Raw genomic sequence first — 18,413 nt, 5'->3', positions numbered from 1 at the left:
GTCCGTGCGGCCACCGGCCGTCGACATGCGCCCAGCATTCCGCTCCGGCTAAACCGCTCTTCCGCTACTTCCCGTTCTGCACTGCGCGGACGCCCCACTCGGGGCGGCCCGCTGATCCGCCCTGCCCACCGGCAGGCCGCATTGCTTCCGATCCGCCGATTCCGTGTCCTGTCCATCTCGTTCCGGGAGTCCTTTCATGTCCCCGCACGCCGGCCGCTTACCGGCCCATCCTGCACACCACGATCCCCGCCGACCGCCTCCGGCGGCGCCTGATGCGGCCTCGCGCAGGTCACCTGCCGGGCAGTTCGTACCGGAGGCACCGGTCCCGGGGGTGTGCGGTCGACCGGCCCGGGAAGTACTGGACCTGGTGCGCGCATCGCTGGACGCCGTGAAGGACCGGGAAGTGCTCTTCGCCGAATGCTTCTACCGGCGTCTGTTCGAACGTACCCCGCGGCTGCGACCCTTGTTTCCCGATGATCTGAGCGTTCAGCGGGAACGGCTGACCGGCGCGCTGATGACCGCGATGGGCACCGCCACCTCCGCCGATCCGCAGGCACTGGCGGGATTCGAGGACACGCTGGCGCGGATGGGCGCCCGCCACGCCACCCGCTACGGGGTCCGCGCCGAGTATTACCCGCTGGTCGGCGACGCACTGGTGCAGGCCGCCCGGGACGTGGCCGGGCCGGTGTGGTCGACCCGCACGTCCTCGGCGTGGGTCGCGGTCTACGAGTGGCTGGCAGGGCACATGATCCGCGGCGCCGCCGAAGCCGGTGACACCAGGCCGATCCCGCCGTCCCTGCACCGGGCCGTAGCCGCAGCGACCACCACCAGGCCACCACGCCCGCTCTACGGCGCGGCCCCTCACGGTGGAGCGGGCCTACACGACGTCACCCGCCCGCTGCCACCGCTGCCGCTGCCGCCCGACGATCCGGGCGCCGCGCTGCCTCGCGACCGTGTCCGGCACGGGGGCTTCCCACCGCCGGATCACGCGCCGGTCGCGCCCTGGACCGACTCGCAGCTCCCGCTAGCCCCGCTGACGCTCCTGGTCTCTGTCGGAGGGCGGCGGTGACCGCAGACGTCCGCACCGGGTGCCCGATCCCGGCCCGCACCCGCCAGGGGTCATGGTGGCAGCAGCTGCTCCCCGAAAGCTGGCGCCCGCTGACACAGCTGATCGACGTCCTCACCGCCTGCTACACCGACGACACGACACCCCGCGACGGGCTGGCGTTACGCGCCCGGGTACGGACCGCGACCGCCGAAGCCAGCACGAACCCGGCCCGGCGGTGGACACCCACCCTGGACGAACTCCGGTGGGCTGCTCACCGGGCCTGGCGCGACGAACCCCGCTGTATCGGCCGCTGGCGCTGGAATGCCCTCACGGTCCGGGACCGCAGGCAGCTGACCGACCCGGACGACCTGGCCATCGACCTCGTCGCACACCTGCGCGAGGCCACGCGAGACGGGCAGATCAAACCCGTCGTCACCGTCCTGCACCCCGACGTGGAAATCCGCAACGAGCAGTTGATCGGTTACGCCGGCTACCGCCTGCCCGGCGGCGGCATCCTCGGCGACCCACGCCACACCGAAGTCACCAGCCGCGCGCTAGACGCCGGTTGGTCGGGCGGACACCGCCCCACGCTGGCCGACTGGGAACGCCGCACCCAGTTCGATGTCCTGCCACTGCTGTTCACCGCCCCCGGATCCGCACCCGGGCAACCTCCCGTGCTGCGTGAGCTACCGGCCAGCGCCGTACGACAGGTCGAGCTGCACCACCCCGACCATCCCGGCCTCGCCACCCTCGGGCTGCGCTGGTACACCGTCCCCGCCCTCACCAGCCACGACCTCGTGCTCACTGACACCGTCGCCTACCCGGTGGTGATCTCCGGGCACTACCTGTCCACCGAGATCGCGTGCCGGGACCTGGCCGACACCGACCGGTACGACCTGCTCCCAGCCGTCGCGGAACTCCTCGCCCTGGACACGAGCAGCCCGCGCAGCGACTGGCACGCCCACGCCCAACTCGTCCTCCACCAAGCCGTCCTGCACAGCTTCGACGCCGCCGGGGTACGAATCTCCGACCCGATCACCGAAGCCGGCCACTACCAGCGCTGGGTCCAGCGTGAACACGAGGCCGGGCGCGTGGTGCGGGAGGACTGGTCCTGGATCGTGCCCCCACACGCCCCCGCCAGCACGGCGGTCTTCCACCGCTACCTACCGCTGCCCGTCGTCCCCACGCTGCCTGCCTACCGAGCCCGGACCGATCCATGACCGACTTCGCGCGCCAGCCACGCATGCCGTTGCTGCCCGACGTCATCCGGATCGCGACCCCGGAAGAGGCTGACGCGATCGCCAGACTGATCGCCGCCGCGCACACGCCCCTGCCGCTCTACCAGTGGCTCGCACCCCGGCTAGCCACCCGCGGTCAGATCCTCACCGGCTACCACCACACCCACCTGACTCACACGATGCGCCACGGCACCGTCTACGCCTACGGCACCGGACACCTCCGCGCCGTCGCCGGATGGCTGCGCCCCGACGCACCCGACCTGCCACCAGACCACGACGACCAGCTCCACCGGGTCACCGGCCCGTGGGCCAACCAGTTCCGGAACCTCGACCACATCCTCGCCCGGCGGCACACCACGGCCCGCCGACTCTCCGGCGGTAGTCACCGGCTGGTCTTCCTCGCCGTCCATCCCCGCCACCAGTGGCACGGCCTCGGCAGCGCGCTGCTTGCGCACTACCACTCCAAACTCGACGCCCGGGGCGAGTCGGTGGCCGTGGACGTGCCCGACCGGATGCTCCAGGACTACTTCGAGCGCCACGGCTACCAGCCCGCCGGCAAGGCCTACCGGGTCACCGACGCGCCCCACCACCTGTGGCCGATGCACCGCCCGCCACGGGCAAAGGCGCAGCCACCGGCCGCCCCGGCGGCCAGTTCCGGCAACCACTGGGCCATGCCCGCCGTGTCCACGCCCGCCGCCCCGTCCCTGTCCGCTGATCAGCCGAGGACCTTACGATGAGCAATGGCACCCCCACCGGCAAACACACCGGCACGGCCGCGATCGACACCTCAATCGCGCACCCCGCGCGGCGCTACGAGTACTGGCTCGGTGGGAAGAACAACTTCGCCGCCGACCGGGAATCCGGCGACGCCATCGCGCAGGTGTTCCCGACGATCCGCACCGCCGCCCTGGAAAACCGGGCGTTCGCACAGCGCGCCGTGCGCTGGCTGGTCACCGAGGTCGGGATCCGCCAATTCATCGATCTCGGGTGCGGGATCCCGATCAGTCCCAACACCCACGAAGTCGCTCAGGCCATCGCCCCGGAGTCCCGGGTCGTCTACGTGGACAACGACTCGATCGTCGGCGTCCACGCCCGCGCGCTGCTCACCCGCCACCCCCGGGGACGCACGACGTTCCTCCGCGCCGACCTGCGCGACCCCCACGACATCATGCACAACCCCCAGCTGATCGCAGGCTTGGACTTCGACCGGCCCATCGCGGTGCTCATGAACGCGATCCTGCACTTCATCCCCGCCACCCCCAACGCCCTCGACGGCGACCCCGACCGCACCGCCGCGGAACTGATCAGGAGCTACCTCAACCCCCTGCCACCCGGCAGCCACCTCGTCCTCACCCACGCCACCGGCGACCACATGACACCCACCGACGCCCGCAAAATCACCCAGGCACTCACCCGCGGCGGCGCCGACTTCCAGTTGCGCACCCGCGAACAACTCGCCGGCCTGCTCCAAGGCCAGCGACTCCTGCAACCCGGGGTGGTCTCCGTCACCGACTGGCGCCCCGACGACCACCCCCAGCCCTGGTCGAGCACCGAGGACGTATCGATGTGGGCCGCCATCGCCTCCAACTCCGCCGACACCTAACCCCCGACCCGGCGAAAGGACCCAGTCCCCGATGCTCCGATCATTACCCGTGCTCGTGCGGCACCTCGACGCGGCCGTCGGCGACCTGCACTGGATCGACTGGGCCTTCGCCCTGCTCATCGGCGGGTGGTTCGGCTACGGCCAATACCAGTACGGCGGGCTACTGCCCGCCGTCCTGGTCGCCGCGGTCACCGGCGCCCTGTGGATCTGCGGGCAGGCCACGATCAGCATCGTCATCCGCGGCATCATCGACCGCGCCGGCCGCTAACCTCATCCGCGCTGTTCGGTGACGTTCGCCGAGCCGCCGCCCTATCGCCGGAAGCGTTGACAGGAGCACGCTGATTCACAGCTCCGGCAGGGAGATTGCCCGCCGGGCGAATCCGGTGGCCCTTCCCGTTCGTTCTCGCGGGCGACTTGCGAGCCCGCGCGTTCCGGTTGTGGATAGCCTGGCCCACCCGCACTGCCCGTATGCGGCCATTGAGTGCGCGGGCGGGTGGGGCCCTCGTTGGGACAGCCGATGTGTGAGGCTGGTCAGGTGACGGTGTGGCTGCTGGTGGGGTTGACGGGGTCGGGCAAGACGACGTTCGCGAGCAGGTTGGTGGCCCGTGGGGTCGTCCGATTGAGCGTGGACGAGGAGGTCTTCGCCCAGCACGGCCGGTATGGGATTGATTACCACGAATCGGAGTGGCCCAAGAAGGAGGCACCGGTCGTGGAAGAGATCTACCGGCGTCTGGTCGGGTTGGTAGAGGCGGACCGGGACGTGGTGCTGGACGCGGCCTTGTGGCGGCGCACTGAGCGGGACAAGGTCAAAGAACTGGTCGAGGCAGCGGGCGGCACGTGGCGGTTGATTTACTTCGATGTGAGCCGGGATGAGCTGCTGCGGCGGCTGGCAGAACGTAACCGGCGGGAGGATGCGAACGCGCTCCTGGTGACGCCGGAGGCGTTGGACGACTTCATCGCCCGGTTCGAGGTTCCGTCCGGCGAGGGCGAAGAACTTCTCAGCGAAACGCTGTAATCGTTACGGCAGATGGCCGGCGTCGGTGCGGGAGAGCACGAGATCGCTGGGGTCCTTCAGGCCGTTGTAGGGCGGGTGAAGCCGGACGGGCGGGTTGGGTTTCCGGAGTGCGCCGGGGTAGCTGCGGGCCTGATAGTCGTTGGCCAACAGGTAGGCGTGGAAACCGCTGGCGAGCAGGGGTTCTAGGACGTCGTTGACGCAGTGGCCCTGTTTGCGCAGGAGTCGCGGGCTGATTTCGATGGCTAGTTCGGCGGCCGGGTGGAGCCGGTGAAGGTCCGGGGCCAGGCCGGTGATGGTCGCGGCTTCGGCGCCCTCGACGTCGATTTTGATGATGCGGGCGGTCGTTAACTCCTGGTCCGTGAGCAGGTTTGGGAGCGTCTGGGCGTCGGTCTCAAACCAGGAGTGCGGCGGGGCGCTGGGGGCGACCATGGTGGTGTTGCCGAGATTGGCCGGGTCGGGCAGGTACAAGGTGACGTGGCCAGGCCGGTCGGAGACCGCCGCCTGGACGGCGCGGACATTGCCGACGTCGTTGGCTACGAGGGCCTGAGTCAGCGCCTCGTGGAAGTGCGGGGCTGCTTCGATTGCGACGATCTGACCGGTGGGGCCAGTGAGGTGGGCGGCCAGCAGGGTGAAGTAGCCGATGTGGGCACCGACGTCGATGACGGTGTCACCGGGCCGTATCCGGGTCGAGATCCAGTGGGTGAGGTTGGGCTCCCAGCTGCCGAACAGGTAGAGGTACCGCTGGATGAGGTCGGTCGTCGTGACGGGGATGGCTGACCCGAACCGGGTGCGAGCGGTGGCCGTCACCGCGCGACTTTGGAGGCGGCGGTCCACGGCGCCGGCCAGCAGTGATTGACCGGGCAGGTATGGACGGCGGTGCAGGTACCACACGCCGCACGCGAGCCAGGGCCGGTGGGAGGAGTCGCTGCGGCGGCCGATCACGGTTGGGTCGCCGGGGACGGTGTGGGTGGCCGGAACTGCGTTGTGATCTGGGCAGCGAGATCAGGCCACCAAGGCGGGATCTCGGTCAGGGAGACCGGCCGCCAGTCCAGGGCGGGGTCGGTGGTGTCGATCCGGCCGTCGTGGGTATCGAGGTGGGCCAGGAGTCGGGCGGCCTCGGTGCGGATGGCGGGGGTTTCCTCTTTCCAGGCGCCGCTGGCGTGGTGGCGGACCCGGCCCTGAAGATCAGCGATGACCGGGGACCTCCATTTGAAGTGGTGCACGGCGACCAGCGGGCTGTTGCGGTAGCGGTGTCCAGGGCTGCGATGGCTGCCGAGCGCGAGCGGGGCGCTGGAGTGCGCCAGGACGATCTTGCGGGGGTCCGCGCGCAGGAGGCGATGGGTGAGGAACCCACCCAGGGGGTAGGTGGCGTCCAGCCCGTCGGCAGGGTTCCAGCCGGTGAGCTGTCCGTCGGCGGTGACGCGGTCTAGCAGGAGTCCGCCGACGACGAGGCGCTGGTCGGTTTCGGCGGCGGCGATCTGCTCGGGCATTGTGAGCGGGTGGACTTGGAACTCGTCGCTGTCGGCGAGGAGGTGCCAGCCCGGCCCGTGCTCGGCGGTCGCGGCGGCGCGTAGCTGGTCGCGCAGTTGGCTGTGCAGGGTTTCGTGCCACGGGCCGCGGCTGATGATCGCTGGCGGTCCGATGAGATCGCGGCAGGCGGTCAGTAGTTCATCAATCGTGCCGGGGTCGGCGTGGTCGGTGAAGTGAAACGCAAGGCGGAAGTCGGTGACGCCCAGCGCTCGGTAGTGGGCGTGGAACGCGACCAACAGCTCCACCTCGACGGGACCGAGCACGCTAATCAGGGAGGGCATGACCATGTCGTCGTCTCCTGTGTCAGGGGGCGAGTGAGTCGTGGATTTCGGCGAACCGGACGGCAGCGTGGGCCGGGGTGGACAGGCCGAGCCGCGCGGCGTCGCCGGGTTGGGGGCGGGGTAGCGGCGCGTCGGCCACCGAACGCAGGGCTCCGGCCAAGTCGCCGCTGTCGCCGGTTCCGAAGATCCGCACCCACGGTTCGGCGCGCAGACGGCTGGTCAGCGCCGGGTCGTGGTCGGAGATAAGGACCGGAACTCCATAGCGGACGGCGTCCATGAGCAGCCCCGACTCCTTGGTGGCGGTGGCACCGCGGACACGGCTGACTATGGTGACGTCGGCTGCGGCGTAGAGGCGCCGCAACTCGTCGCTCTCGACGTCGCGGGCATGCACGGTGACCGTCAGATGGGTCATGTGGTCCCAGTGCGCTAGCAGCGTCGGGTCGACGGGCGTGCCGGCGACGATGACCTGCCAGGGACGGTCCGTCTTCCTGAAGGCGTCGATCACCGTGGCGGGATCCTTATGCGGCCACCAGCCTCCGATGAGCACGGCGACTGGCGTCTCGCCCGGCAGCGCGGCGCGGGCCGCCCGCCGTTCGTTGTCGGACATATAGTCGGTGGGGGCGGTGAGCGCGAACGGCATCACCATGCTGGTCATGCCAGGGAACGCAGTAATGAACGCGTCGCGGACGCCAGGGGTGGGGCACAGCAGCGCTACCCGGTCGCGGTGCCGGCGGACGGTCGCGCCGAGTGCGCGCAGTAGGAAGTCCTCGGTGGTGTAGAGCTCGTGCACAATCCGCACGTGTGCCGCGTTACCCCACGCGGCGGCCAGGCTGTGCAGGGTCTCGCTGGCGGTAAGCACGATCTGGGGCGCTGCGGGCGCCAGCATACGACCGGTCCGCAGGGACGCGGCCTCCACCAGACAGCGGCTCACCATGGTTATCTGGTGCGGAAACCGCCGCAGGCGGACCGGCCACCGGGGGTTGCGGCGGGTCGCCGCCAGCAGGATTCGCGCGCACCGGTCGACGGCGCGGCCGGCCGCTAGCAGCGCCCAGCCGCTGGTGCACCGCGCTGGCGGGTGCGTAGTGACCGTGGCGCCTGCGGCGAACAGGGCGGTCCGATTGCCGGGGCTGATTCCGTTCAGGACGACGGCGACGACCGGGACGCCCGAGCCAGCCAAAGCGGGCAGAGCGTGACGCCAGTGTCCGCCGGCCCGATGCGCGTGGGGTTCGATTAGCACCAGGCCCGCGGGCCGGTCCTCGCCGTGACCGGGAGTGATCACCGGACCTGCCCCGTGGATTCGGCGAACCGGGCACGCAGCCATGCCGGGTCGTTGAGCTGGGCCCAGGCGATCGGGTCGTCGGCCGATGCGGCGGCGAAGGTGAGGCCTTCCCTCGCGCCGAAGGCGGCTTCGTCGGCGTGCGGGCCGGTGCCGCCGCTGGTCCAAGCGGTGATCCGCCGCTGCTGTGAGGTCGTTGAGGTCGCGCCGTATTCGCAGCCTCGGGCGAGCATCGCGCACTCCCGGAAGCCGGCCTTCCACGCGTGGTAGGCGGATTGGTCGATGCGGGTGGTCCCAGCGGGAGTCCCGACGAATTCGATCTCTCCGGGGAGAGCAGCGAGCACGTCGACGGCCTCACCGAGGTCGCGCAGCGCGGCGGAGCGGATCAATTTCAGGCCGCCGTAGCCGTAGGTCAGGCCGTTCACGGGGTTGTGGGCCTGCCACACCCGCATCGCGGTTCCCGGCGCCAGCGGCTCCACTGAATCGGGGTCGAATCCAGGGTCGATGTCAAAGTCGCCGTCAGCCAGGAAGAACTGCTCGGTGTCAGCCAGCTCGGCGCACAGCTGGTACGCGCGCCGCATCGGCCGCACCCCATGCAGTCGCTTGACCGGACCGAGCGACTGGCAGAGCCGAGCGAACAAGTCATCGGCCCGGGGCTCGTCCAGCGACAGGAACACGCCGTCGAACCGGCCAGCGATGCCGGGGCGGGTCATGCGAACGCCGCCAGATACCGGGCGGCGACCAGTTCCGGGGCCAGTGCGCGCGTGGTCTCGGCGGCGCGGGCGGACGCAGCCGTCCAGGCGGCCGGGTCGGCCAGCAGCCCCTCGGCGATTTTGACGGCCTCGTGGGGCTCGTCGAACGCCAGTCCTTCCTCGACAGCTCCGGCGAGCCAGCCCAGCCGGGGAGCGAGGACCGGCACACCCATCGCCTGGCAGTCGATGAGCGACATCGACCAGGTGCAGCCGGCACGGAACGGAGCCAGGGCCAGATCCGCGCCCGCCAGCAGCTCGCGGTAGAACGCCCGGTCGCCACCGTCGGAGACGACCTGGACACCCGGCATCTCCGCGAGGGCCGCCCGGTGCCGTTCCGGGCTGGCATCCAGCGACCGCCGGCCGCCGGCCCGGTCGCCGAACAGGTCCATCACCGTGAGCCGCACGGCGGGGTTGGCGGTCAGCTGGCTGGCCAGTTCCAGGAACCGGCCGGTGCCGTAGTGCTCGTACAGGCGGTGGTTGTACAGGATCTGGACCGTGCGGCCTGCGGTGAGCGGCGGCGGGGTACGTGGCCCGTCGGCCACCAGGCGGGGGTCGCGGGGCGGCGGCACGACCCGGATCCGCTCGGCCAGATCGTCCACGCCGAGGACGGCCATCCCGGCCGCTACCCAGGTCGCGGCGGTCGGTGAGTGAACCATGATCCGGTCGCAGGCCGCGAGCCCGGTGAAGAACTGCATCCGCACCGCCAGGCCGAGACCGCCGTCGACGAACGCGGCGTCCGGCTGGAGTCCTTGCTCATCGACGTGGAACGGCAGGTAATGGCAGTATCCGACCACCCGGGCGCGGCTGCTGGCCTCCAGAACGGCGGCACGGATCGCCCCGGCGTGCTCGACCTGGTTGGCGACCACCACGCTGGGCTCGACGTGCTCGATGAGCGCAGCCAGCGCCGCGACATCGGCGGTGAAGCGAACCCGGTACTTGCTCGAGACGACAGGCATCGGCACGTGCTCGACCCGCGGATCGCTCACAGGGACAGGGCAACCGATGGTCACCCGTGTGCCCAGGTCGACCAGGGCGGGGGCCAGGATGTCGGCGAACAGCCAGCCCGAGTCGGCCGACAGCCGGTCGGGGTTGGAGACATTTAACAGGTAGAGCACGGTGTCGCCCACGGGCACTCCTCTGGATAGCGGGGTGCGCGGACAACTCGGCCTATCCAAAGAACAAGGACATGATCGGCCCCACGGGCACGGGTACGACGACGCCCGTCTTGTCAGCAGAGCTGGCGCCGGCCAGACCTTCAGCCCAGGCGTCCAGCTGCCTGCGGGGTAGGCGCGTCCTTGTGGGTGGCTTGTCATCCGCTCGTATCCACGGACGGTAAGCGACCGGATACTGCCGAATATGAATCGGCGGAATACTGCTCTATCCGTCCAGGTGGAAGCGGTCAGACATCCGGCGCAGCTTCTCCCGGGTTACCGATCGCTCCGCGTACACGATCTTGCGCAGGGTTGCCCGGCCGATCGGGTGATTGCGCACCAGTTGCGGGGCGACCTTCTCTGCCGTCTCCAGTTCCTTGAGCGCCTTATCGCGTTTGCCGTCCCACAACCATGCCCGCGCGAGGTCCATGTGGTGGTACCCGCGCCGGGAGCCTGGCAGAGCCGCGATCGTGGTCGGGTCGGCGCGTTCATTGAGGACGAGGGCTTTGCCGTGATCACCCATCTCCAACTGAACGGATACCGCGTGGATCTGGACGTTCCCGCTAGAGAAGGTCAGGGAGTGACGGTCGAAGAGTGGCGCACCGCTAGCGTCCACCCGGTCTGCTGCCGTCTTGGCGTGCCTGATTCTGTCCTCGGCTTCGAGCACGCGGCCGGCACGGGCAGCCGCCACTGCGGCCCGGAGGTGAATCGCCCCCCACGCGCGAACCGCCAGTGGGTCACTGGCTCTGACCTGTTCCTCGATCGCCCGCAGCGCCTTATCAGACAGTGCGAGCGAGTCGTCCCAGTCGGCCGTCGCCCACATGTCCCACACACGCATCCAGTCCGCCACCGCTTCCATCACCGGGTCACCGGACAGACGCGCCGACCACGAGGCCCGCTCGCAGGCCATGGCGATCAGCTCCGCGTGACCCAGCATGTGAGCGGCGGTGTGCGCGAACTTGCACTCGACCGCGTAGACGCCGTACGCCTCTTCGCGTTCACGCCCGGCGGACACCTCCGCCAGGGCTCGGGACTCCCGCAGCATGTCCGGCAGCGCCGTCATGATCGCCACGTTGGCCGCCGCGTCCCGTAGCCGGTGCAGGCGCTCGGTATCACGCCACAGCTCGGCTGCCGAACGAGGCGGACCGTCGAAAACCGGCGTCAGATCGTAGCGGCGAAGCTCCCGCAGGATGGACGCGGCGGAGACCTGCCACTGGTTCTCGGACGCCTTGCCAGCGATGTACGGCCGTTCCATCAGATCGTTCGGATGGCAATGCAGAGCTGCCGCGAGCTGGTTGATGAGGCCGGTGCGGTCGAGTTCGATGCGCCCCTGCTCGACCTTCGAGACCCACCCCTGAGTCCGGCCGATCACCGCCGCCAAATCAGCCTGGGTCATCCCCAGCCGAAGGCGCGCACGTCGGATCCGCTTGCCGATCGACTCCCGATCCTCGAGCATTTGCCGCCCTCCCGCGCACACGACGACACCGGCCTGCAGGCATGTGCTGCTACGACGACGGTACCGACGCAGAGCTGGCCCCAGCAGCACTGAGGCAAACTCCCTGGAGTCGACCAGCGTTCCAGTAGGTCATGGGTTGGCCACGTGGAGTGTCGATACGCTGTCGCACTGGCCGATCTCGGGAGACACGACGTGGACGCAGATCGTCGGCGCTTGCTGCGGGCCGCCGCATACTCCGTGCCCGCACTCGTGGTACCCGGCTCCTCCTGGTGGGAGAAACTTTCCGTTCAGGGCAGCTCCCGCGGCAGTTCCACCGGCCGGGCGGTCGGACGCAGCGACGTGGACGCGGTCCGCGACATGGTTTCCCTGTTCTCCCGGATCGACCAGCGGCGCGGCGGCGGACACGGACGCACAGCGGTGGCCCAATACTTGACCACCGACGTCGCCGGTGCACTCAGCGGCCGGTTCCCGAACCATCAGGTGCGGCGCGACATGTTCTCCGCCGCCAGCGAGCTGGCCTACCTATGCGGCTGGATGGCCTTCGACGACGCCGAGCACGCCATCGGCCAGCACTACTTCGCCGCCGCGGTGAAACTCGCGGCCGAAGCCGACGATCCCGCCCTGGCCGGGCACACCCTGCGCGCCATGGCACACCAAGCGCTGGAGCTGGGACACAGCCAGAAGGCCGTCGAACTCGCCGCCGCATCCATGGACGGCGACCGTTACACCCTGGCCAGCCCGCGTGAACGGGCGCTGTTCGGGGTCGTCTACGGCCGAACCCTCGTCGCGACCGGGCAACCCCAGGCCGCCGCCCGCACACTCCTGCGCGCCGAGGACGACCTGGCCGCCGCGACCGCCGGAGACGAAGAACCCAACCGGGTGTTCTTCTTCGGCGAAGCCAGCCTCGCCCACGAAACCGCCTGCGCGCTGCGCGACAGCGGCGACCTACCCGGCGCCGTCCGCGAATTCCGCCGCAGCGTCCGCACCCGCAAAGCCGCCAGCTTCACCCGGACCCACGCGGTGACCCTCGGCTACCTCGGCACCGTCCAAGCCCGCCAAGGCGCCATCGACGAGGCCTGCGCGACCTGGTCAACCGCGCTCGACGCGATGGACGGCGTCCAGTCCGGACGTACCCGCCAAGCGGTCGCCACCATGCGATCGGTGCTCTCCCCGCTCCGCGCCCGCGGCATGCGCCGGGTCGCCGACCTCGACGCCCGCGCCGCCGGCTATCTGGCCGCAAGCACCTAACCCGTCCCGCATCCGTGCCGTAGCCGCGGACTCCCAGTTCACCGCCCACACGAGGAGAGACCACCCATGCCCGGCGAGTCGTTTCAGGTAGAGCCCGTCGCTCACGTCATCGGAGGACGCGTCGAGCCCACCGACGACTACTGGGGCGGCACCCGCAGCATCATCCGCATCGACGGCACCCGCTTCACCGCAGACGCCACCGCCGGCCTGGACGAGTTCTCCCACCTGGAGATCGTGTTCCGGTTCCACCTCACCGACCCCACCGACCTCAACCTCGGCGCACGCCGCCCCCGCGACAACCCCAACTGGCCAGAGGTCGGGATCTTCGGCCACCGCAACATGCGCCGCATCAACTGGCTCGGCGTCTCCCGCTGCCGCCTGATCAAGGTCGACGGCCTCGACCTGCACGTCGAAGACCTCGACGCAGTCGACGGCACACCCGTACTCGACATCAAACCGTGGTTCACCGAATTCGGCCCCCGCGGCGAAATCCACCAAGCAGCCTGGACCAGCGAAATGCTCGGCAGCTACTTCGCGCCGTCTCCGGAGGACTAGCCATCGTTCCTGGACGCGACCACCGAACGGGGCACGACCGGGACGCGGCGCTGCTAGCCGAGCCTCGTTGATCGTCTACCTCCTAGAACAGGCACAGAATCAGGAAACATGGTTCACCTGTCCGTCCGGTCCAAGGGCGTCGCTCGAAGCCTTTGAAAGCGTGTCGAAGGGGTCAAAAGTTGACCTTCCTCGATCATGAGACGCATGAGTACTGAGCAGATGGTGGAGTACATCGACGGCCTCTGGCTCGATGATCCACTCACCCCGGCCAGAGCCGGCCAGGCCACCCGCACCTCCCAGCTAGTCGCGTTCCTCCGGGCGCGCTTCGACGAAATCGAGGAGATCGCCCAGGTCGCCGGTGGTTACGGCAAACATGAGATCTGGACCGTATGCGCGACCGGGGAGTCTCCCGAGGACGACGATCCCGGCGCGTGGGCCTGGGTCGAGACAAATCCCAACCACCCGAACGCGCCCGAGGACGGGATGGACCCCTGCCCTCACATGGCCCGGCACAACCCCGCCAACGTCCTGCGCGACCTCGACGCCAAACGCCGAATCATGGACCGCGCCGTGGAAGCCATCACCTTCAGCACGCTCTGCGGCAACGGCAAAGACCTGCTCGCCGGCTCCGCGTTGGCCCACACCCATACGCTCCGTGCGCTCGCACTGCCCTTCGACGACCACAAGGACTACGACGTGGTCTGGCGCCCCTAGACCCATCGCGTCCCCCTATCTGGTAGCGGGCCGGGCCGCTACCAGACGACGACGTCGCGGCTGACCTCCGATGCGGTAACGCGGAACGGGCCTCTGGCTCGCCCGGCAATCCGAAACCGGGCTGATGGGTCCAGTCAGCAGCCAAAGCTCCCGCACCTCATTGGGGACCTCCGTCGCCAACTGGCAGCAGCTACGACCTTTCCACGTTCCCGTCACTCCGGATCGAGCTTCGGCGCGCCGAGAAAGTCGTTCGGTCCGTAAGGGTCCGCGACAATACGGTGCCCTTCGGACACCCTTCAGACCCATGACACGAACGGCTCACCGGATGCTTGCGTCGCTGTCCCGAACAAAGGCTCCCTTGCAGCCAGTTCGCCATGTCGCCGCCTCCCGTCTGAAGTCGAGGACTCGCCACCCGCTCGACGACAACGACAACCCGTCGGTGTCATTCTGAAACCATCTCTAAGACCGCCTGGCCAATTGCGGCGATGGTCACCGAAGTCCCGTCACGGTAGGCGACGGCAGAGGGACTCACATAGTTTCCGGATGGGCGCCTCCACCGGGTGACTCTCGGAGCCTGACTGTGCCGCCTACCAGGTCGGGTGGTCGTCGAGGAGCGCGGCGAAGGTCAATCGGCGCCAGCGGTGCGGTGGGCCAGGCATCTCACGGCCAACCACTGGATTCAGGCTGATGACCGCAGCGTCTTGAGGTGCTCACGCATCTGTTGTCGGACGGTACTGCGCCTTTGCTCATCTTTGAGGAGGTCTTGTCTCCGGACTCCGTCGACCTCGCTACGGAGCCAGGCCATGCATTCTGCTGCGGCTTCCGCTGCTTTCACGTCGTGATCCTCACGCTCCATGCACCAGTCCTCGACGAGATCGACTTCGTCGTAGACGCCGACGTTGGCTTTCTGGAACTCGAAGGTGGGCACGACGACGCGGCTGAAGTGGTGGACGCGCCGCTGGAGGAGGAGATTGATGCCGACGGTACTCAGACAAGCAATCCGATGTGCGACCGTGATCTGGGTGGGGCTGACGTGGTAGCTACTGTCGAAGAGGACGTGGAAGTCCTGCGCCTCTGACCCTTCTGGTAGGAGGCTTGGCAGGAACATCTTGCTGTAGTTGCCCCGCCAACTGCCGGGGGCGCCGCTTACGACCTCTGCCACCGTCAGCCGGGGCGCCAGGGTGATCCCGTCCGTGCGCAGCGAGCATGGGTGATCGAGGATCATGACCATTCGCTTGACGCATGTTCCGTCGGGCTCGGTGATCTCGGTGTCGGCGAAGACGTCGCCGGTGATGATCGGACGTACCGGGGAGACATCGTCGCCGAGCGCTCGGTACAAGTCGCGCGGGCGACTGGGCTTCTCCATCTGGTTGGTCACGCGTCACACGCCCCTGGGGCGGATAGACATCTCCCCGTCGGTTTCGAGGTAGACCTCGAAGTCCGAGCGGAAGTCCTCGCGCCACTGCGGATCGTAGGCTGTGAGGATCTGCTCGCTGTCGACCTGGCCGCTAGCGTGGTCGAAGACGAGGTCGATCTTGCCCGCGCTGTAGAGGTCGATCGGCGTGACCGGCGCAGTTGAAGTGATGGGCATCTCGAACCAGGAAGCGATCTCCTGGATGTGGTACCGATCGGCGATTTCGTCACACAGGGCCAGCAGAGCAGCTATCCTGCGGCGGTTCTCGCCGGTGACGCCGCCGGCCCGACGCCACTTCTGCACGGCCGGCACGCTGACGCGGAGCATCCGAGCAATGTCGCGCCAGGCGAAGCCGAGGTCGCCGAGCGATTCGAGCAAGTTCGCGGGGGCGTCCTTGCCTCGAAGCGCGGTGCGTTTCTCCCAAGCGACGAACAGCGCGCGGTGGTGAAGCGCGGTGATGTCTTCCTGTATGAAGCGGATGTCCTCCTGTATGAACCTGACCTGCGTGCGAAGCGAGCCGGCGGATTCGGCGAGATCGACCATCTGAGAGGCAGCAGTGGAGACCGGCTCGGGCTGTTCAATCAGCTGGGCCGTGGGGGCAGTGGGCGAGTATGAGGCAGGCCGCGTGTCACTGGGCACGGTCCAGCACCTCCAGCCGGTACCGATCGGTAATCAGGTCTTGGAACAGGTCGTAGGCACAGAGCGCCGCTTCGTTAAAGCGAGGTTCAACAAGCTCCCAATCCAGAGGCGGAGTGTTGTCCTCCGGAGTCCAATAGCTGTCCAGATCCATGAGGTAGAACGGGCCTGGTGGCGGAGTGCTCGCACGGCGTAGATCGCCGGAAGGATCGACTGCATGGCCCTCGAAGTTGCCGTGACGCACCACCGTGCCCGTCAGCGGTGTGCCGAAACTCGCCATGCCCTGCCAGGTCTGCACGCCGCCGTGGTTGCCGCCGAGACCGGTCATCCCGGCGAGCGCTGGCGCGATCCACTGGGCCCAGTCGGCTGGGCTGTCGACCGGAGCGCGCACCTCATTGATATAGCGGATACCCAGGCGTTCGACACCATCCACGGGAGCAACCTTTTGGCGTGCCTGCACAGCCTCCCGCAGGATCTCCCGTAGCACGCTACGCCGCTGGTAGGAAGTGGTCTCGATCGCGATCGCCTCGGCCCGGAACGTGATTGCCGCCGTGCGGTCGCGGTTCATATACCGCGGAATTATCGTCTGGGTCTGCTCCGGGCTCTCCGAAGCCGGGGGCATGGTCACGGCCCAGATCACCTGACGGGCAGGCTTGAAGATCGGGAAGCTGTTGTTCAAGAGCGTTTTTAGAGCGGCTTGGTCGGCGTCGTGCAGAGGCACCGAAGTTGGATGGCGAAGCTCGACGACCGTCAGGGCCAACGGTGGGTTGGTGTAGATCTCGCGGGTCCCCATACCAGCAAGCTAACGTGCAAAAACTAAAACAACAACCAAGACGACAACCACGCTTGTCTCGCTCTAAGGATCGACGTCGTCACCCACAGCTCCCACGATAGCGACCACTGGATCAACCCCAAGCCTCCGGGACAACCAGGTCGACCTGCCGTCCTCGCCGATCGGGCCCGGCCGCCCAGGACCACCAGGGGGCCGGAACATCCATGTGCCTGGCAAGCACCCGCATGCCAAATCGCTCGTCCCGGCGACTTGCCCGGCCGTCCGGGACGGTACGGGACGACCAGGTGCGTGCCCGCAACCTGGCTGCGACCGGTCTAGGTGCGCTGGGTTAGGTGCAGGCCCAGGGCGGCTTCGACCTGTGCGATCGTCGTCGCCGGATCGGTCGCCAGAATCGTGGTGACCCCGAGTTCCTGCGCGGGTGGCAGGTTGCGGGCCGTGTCGTCCACGAACACGCACGCCTCGCCGGGGAGTCCCATCAGGTCGAGCATGATGTCGTAGATCTCCGGATCAGGCTTGCGCATCCGGTAGCGCTCCGAGATCAGCACCGCGTCGTACGTCGTCGTCAGGTCATAGCCGGCGTAGACGTCATGCGGCCCCGAACCGAGGCTGTTGGAGAAGATGCCGAGCCGGATGCCGGCCGCGCGGGCGGCCTGAGCCGCCGCGATCATGGCCGGTTCCGGATGAAGATCTTCCAGAACCCGGCCGAGCAGGTTGGTGCCGTCGATGCCGAGCAACGCGGCGGTCTGTGCGTTCCATTCGGTCTGGGTGATCGCTCCGCGTTCCAGGTCCGCGTAGAGCGCGGACCCGACCGGGTCTTTCGCGATCACTGAGAGGAAGGTTCCCTCCGGCAGCCCCGCACGGCGGTCGAAGCCGAATGCGCAGGCCGGGACACTGGTCGTCAGCACCCCGCCGAAGTCGAGGATCAAGCCCGTGCGGCGGCTCACGCGCGACTCCCCGCCGCCGGCAACGCCGTGCGGGCGTCCAGTACGTGTTCGCCCAGGCTCCGCGTTCCGGTTGTGCGGTGCCTTCGCAGCCGGCGGTGCAGCTCTGTGACCCGGCGCAGCGTCTCACGGTGCTGCACTCTCGCGACCAGGTCCAGCGCGACGTGCCCGTCCGCGCACGCCCCATCCACGTTTCCCGCGCCCGCGTGCGCTTCGGCGCGCGAGACGAACGCCGTACAGCGATGCCGCAGCATGTCCGGTGACAATCGATCGATGGCCAGGTCCAGCGACGGCAGCGCCTCCTCGAACCGGCCTAGCCGGACCAGGTCACTGCCCTCGTAAGCATCCGCCTTCGCCAGATCGAACCAGGCGATCCCGCCCCACGGCTCGTCCTCGGCCGTGCCCGACAGCAGGGTGCGGGCCTCCTCCAGCGAAGCGCGGAAGCCGTACTCCTCACCGGTGAAGCAGTACATCTCCGACGCGACAGCATTCGTCCACGCCTGCATGCGCACCGAGCCGCCACGGCCGGCCATATCCACGGCCGCCAAGGCGTAATCCAGACCGCTGTCCGGGTCACCGGCGTAGGAGGCGCGGAATGCCCTTCCGGCCAGGATGAGCGCGCACAACTCGACGTTGCCGATCTCCTTGGCGATCTCGTAACCCAGGTCATGCAGGTGTCGGCCTGCTCGTGATCACCCAGATCCAGCGACAGCAACACCGCCGCCAGCGATGCCATCTCCGCCATGTGCGCCAACAAGGACG

The 18,413-nt window shown here is 68.6% G+C and carries 20 protein-coding genes; 9 read left to right on the top strand and 11 right to left on the bottom strand.

The genetic code is table 11. The features are described from left to right. The first annotated feature begins 367 nt into the window (after positions 1 to 367). From ACGFY5_RS04110 to ACGFY5_RS04085, 6 genes are all read left to right on the top strand, one after another. On the top strand, positions 368 to 1,069 hold the full coding sequence (locus ACGFY5_RS04110; RefSeq protein ID WP_392717098.1) for a globin domain-containing protein: 702 nt from the start codon (positions 368 to 370) through the stop codon (positions 1,067 to 1,069). Beyond that, positions 1,066 to 2,268 carry a nitric oxide synthase oxygenase gene (locus tag ACGFY5_RS04105; RefSeq protein WP_392717096.1) on the top strand — a complete coding sequence of 401 codons (1,203 nt, stop codon included), beginning with the start codon at positions 1,066 to 1,068 and terminating at the stop codon, positions 2,266 to 2,268. Before ACGFY5_RS04110 ends, ACGFY5_RS04105 begins: the two co-directional genes overlap by 4 nt. Then, the gene (locus tag ACGFY5_RS04100) at positions 2,265 to 3,023 is read left to right on the top strand and encodes a GNAT family N-acetyltransferase (RefSeq protein WP_392717094.1); all 759 of its coding nucleotides are present in this window, start codon (positions 2,265 to 2,267) and stop codon (positions 3,021 to 3,023) included. Before ACGFY5_RS04105 ends, ACGFY5_RS04100 begins: the two co-directional genes overlap by 4 nt. Then, positions 3,020 to 3,889, top strand: coding sequence for an SAM-dependent methyltransferase (locus ACGFY5_RS04095; RefSeq protein WP_392717092.1), 870 nt, complete (start codon positions 3,020 to 3,022; stop codon positions 3,887 to 3,889). Before ACGFY5_RS04100 ends, ACGFY5_RS04095 begins: the two co-directional genes overlap by 4 nt. A gap of 31 nt (positions 3,890 to 3,920) precedes the next feature. Continuing rightward, the gene (locus ACGFY5_RS04090) at positions 3,921 to 4,157 is read left to right on the top strand and encodes a hypothetical protein (RefSeq protein WP_392717090.1); all 237 of its coding nucleotides are present in this window, start codon (positions 3,921 to 3,923) and stop codon (positions 4,155 to 4,157) included. A gap of 249 nt (positions 4,158 to 4,406) precedes the next feature. After that, entirely contained in the window at positions 4,407 to 4,904 is a 498-nt protein-coding gene (locus ACGFY5_RS04085) for an AAA family ATPase (protein WP_392717088.1), read from the top strand. Positions 4,905 to 4,907: 3 nt separating this feature from the next. Here the strand turns inward: ACGFY5_RS04085 and ACGFY5_RS04080 are convergent, their stop codons facing one another. From ACGFY5_RS04080 to ACGFY5_RS04055, 6 genes are all read right to left on the bottom strand, one after another. Then, positions 4,908 to 5,711: an FkbM family methyltransferase gene (locus ACGFY5_RS04080; RefSeq protein ID WP_392717086.1), complete on the bottom strand. Its 804-nt coding sequence runs from the start codon at positions 5,709 to 5,711 to the stop codon at positions 4,908 to 4,910. Positions 5,712 to 5,842: 131 nt separating this feature from the next. Next, positions 5,843 to 6,715: a hypothetical protein gene (locus ACGFY5_RS04075; RefSeq protein WP_392717084.1), complete on the bottom strand. Its 873-nt coding sequence runs from the start codon at positions 6,713 to 6,715 to the stop codon at positions 5,843 to 5,845. 22 nt (positions 6,716 to 6,737) lie between these two features. Then, a complete protein-coding gene (locus ACGFY5_RS04070; protein WP_392717082.1) occupies positions 6,738 to 7,994 on the bottom strand; it encodes a hypothetical protein in 1,257 nt (418 codons plus the stop codon). Then, complete coding sequence (locus ACGFY5_RS04065; protein ID WP_392717080.1) at positions 7,991 to 8,704, bottom strand: hypothetical protein; 714 nt, start codon at positions 8,702 to 8,704, stop codon at positions 7,991 to 7,993. Before ACGFY5_RS04065 ends, ACGFY5_RS04070 begins: the two co-directional genes overlap by 4 nt. Further along, the gene (locus ACGFY5_RS04060) at positions 8,701 to 9,870 is read right to left on the bottom strand and encodes a glycosyltransferase (RefSeq protein WP_392717078.1); all 1,170 of its coding nucleotides are present in this window, start codon (positions 9,868 to 9,870) and stop codon (positions 8,701 to 8,703) included. The genes ACGFY5_RS04065 and ACGFY5_RS04060 overlap by 4 nt, the downstream gene beginning before the upstream one ends. Positions 9,871 to 10,120: 250 nt before the next feature. After that, entirely contained in the window at positions 10,121 to 11,350 is a 1,230-nt protein-coding gene (locus ACGFY5_RS04055; RefSeq protein WP_392717076.1) for a helix-turn-helix domain-containing protein, read from the bottom strand. Between the two features lie 192 nt (positions 11,351 to 11,542). Here ACGFY5_RS04055 and ACGFY5_RS04050 point away from each other — a divergent pair, with 192 nt between their 5' ends. The 3 genes from ACGFY5_RS04050 to ACGFY5_RS04040 all read left to right on the top strand — a co-directional run bounded on the left by ACGFY5_RS04050 (position 11,543) and on the right by ACGFY5_RS04040 (position 13,867). Next, positions 11,543 to 12,598, top strand: a complete 1,056-nt coding sequence (locus ACGFY5_RS04050) for a Tat pathway signal protein (RefSeq protein ID WP_392717074.1) — start codon at positions 11,543 to 11,545, stop codon at positions 12,596 to 12,598. A gap of 66 nt (positions 12,599 to 12,664) precedes the next feature. After that, entirely contained in the window at positions 12,665 to 13,153 is a 489-nt protein-coding gene (locus tag ACGFY5_RS04045) for an SAM-dependent methyltransferase (protein WP_392717072.1), read from the top strand. A gap of 204 nt (positions 13,154 to 13,357) precedes the next feature. Then, a complete protein-coding gene (locus ACGFY5_RS04040; protein WP_392717070.1) occupies positions 13,358 to 13,867 on the top strand; it encodes a DUF6221 family protein in 510 nt (169 codons plus the stop codon). 679 nt (positions 13,868 to 14,546) lie between these two features. On the opposite strand, the gene ACGFY5_RS04035 is transcribed toward ACGFY5_RS04040, so the two are convergent. The 5 genes from ACGFY5_RS04035 to ACGFY5_RS04015 form a co-directional block, all read right to left on the bottom strand. Then, positions 14,547 to 15,245, bottom strand: a complete 699-nt coding sequence (locus ACGFY5_RS04035; RefSeq protein WP_392717068.1) for a hypothetical protein — start codon at positions 15,243 to 15,245, stop codon at positions 14,547 to 14,549. Positions 15,246 to 15,248: 3 nt separating this feature from the next. Beyond that, positions 15,249 to 15,920: a hypothetical protein gene (locus ACGFY5_RS04030; protein WP_392717066.1), complete on the bottom strand. Its 672-nt coding sequence runs from the start codon at positions 15,918 to 15,920 to the stop codon at positions 15,249 to 15,251. Then, positions 15,910 to 16,710, bottom strand: a complete 801-nt coding sequence (locus tag ACGFY5_RS04025) for a TIGR04255 family protein (protein ID WP_392717064.1) — start codon at positions 16,708 to 16,710, stop codon at positions 15,910 to 15,912. The genes ACGFY5_RS04030 and ACGFY5_RS04025 overlap by 11 nt, the downstream gene beginning before the upstream one ends. A gap of 314 nt (positions 16,711 to 17,024) precedes the next feature. Then, on the bottom strand, positions 17,025 to 17,654 hold the full coding sequence (locus ACGFY5_RS04020) for an HAD-IA family hydrolase (protein WP_392717062.1): 630 nt from the start codon (positions 17,652 to 17,654) through the stop codon (positions 17,025 to 17,027). Continuing rightward, positions 17,651 to 18,199 (bottom strand): hypothetical protein, encoded by a 549-nt coding sequence (locus ACGFY5_RS04015; RefSeq protein ID WP_392718698.1) that lies wholly within the window; start codon positions 18,197 to 18,199, stop codon positions 17,651 to 17,653. Before ACGFY5_RS04015 ends, ACGFY5_RS04020 begins: the two co-directional genes overlap by 4 nt. Between the last annotated feature and the right edge of the window lie 214 nt (positions 18,200 to 18,413).

It is taken from the genome of Cryptosporangium sp. NPDC048952 (assembly GCF_043197895.1).
In the GTDB taxonomy this organism is placed as follows: domain Bacteria; phylum Actinomycetota; class Actinomycetes; order Mycobacteriales; family Cryptosporangiaceae; genus Cryptosporangium.
Note: the sequence above shows the minus strand (reverse complement) of the source record. Positions and strands in the feature narration are given on the sequence as shown.

Excerpts from the sequence above, each read along its gene's own strand:
- ACGFY5_RS04075 (WP_392717084.1), bottom strand. The coding sequence starts at position 6,715 with ATGCCCTCCCTGATTAGCGTGCTCGGTCCCGTCGAGGTGGAGCTGTTG.
- ACGFY5_RS04100 (WP_392717094.1), top strand. The coding sequence starts at position 2,265 with ATGACCGACTTCGCGCGCCAGCCACGCATGCCGTTGCTGCCCGACGTC.
- ACGFY5_RS04025 (WP_392717064.1), bottom strand. The coding sequence starts at position 16,710 with ATGGGGACCCGCGAGATCTACACCAACCCACCGTTGGCCCTGACGGTC.
- ACGFY5_RS04085 (WP_392717088.1), top strand. The coding sequence starts at position 4,407 with ATGTGTGAGGCTGGTCAGGTGACGGTGTGGCTGCTGGTGGGGTTGACG.
- ACGFY5_RS04040 (WP_392717070.1), top strand. The coding sequence starts at position 13,358 with ATGAGTACTGAGCAGATGGTGGAGTACATCGACGGCCTCTGGCTCGAT.
- ACGFY5_RS04090 (WP_392717090.1), top strand. The coding sequence starts at position 3,921 with ATGCTCCGATCATTACCCGTGCTCGTGCGGCACCTCGACGCGGCCGTC.
- ACGFY5_RS04065 (WP_392717080.1), bottom strand. The coding sequence starts at position 8,704 with ATGACCCGCCCCGGCATCGCTGGCCGGTTCGACGGCGTGTTCCTGTCG.
- ACGFY5_RS04055 (WP_392717076.1), bottom strand. The coding sequence starts at position 11,350 with ATGCTCGAGGATCGGGAGTCGATCGGCAAGCGGATCCGACGTGCGCGC.
- ACGFY5_RS04095 (WP_392717092.1), top strand. The coding sequence starts at position 3,020 with ATGAGCAATGGCACCCCCACCGGCAAACACACCGGCACGGCCGCGATC.
- ACGFY5_RS04045 (WP_392717072.1), top strand. The coding sequence starts at position 12,665 with ATGCCCGGCGAGTCGTTTCAGGTAGAGCCCGTCGCTCACGTCATCGGA.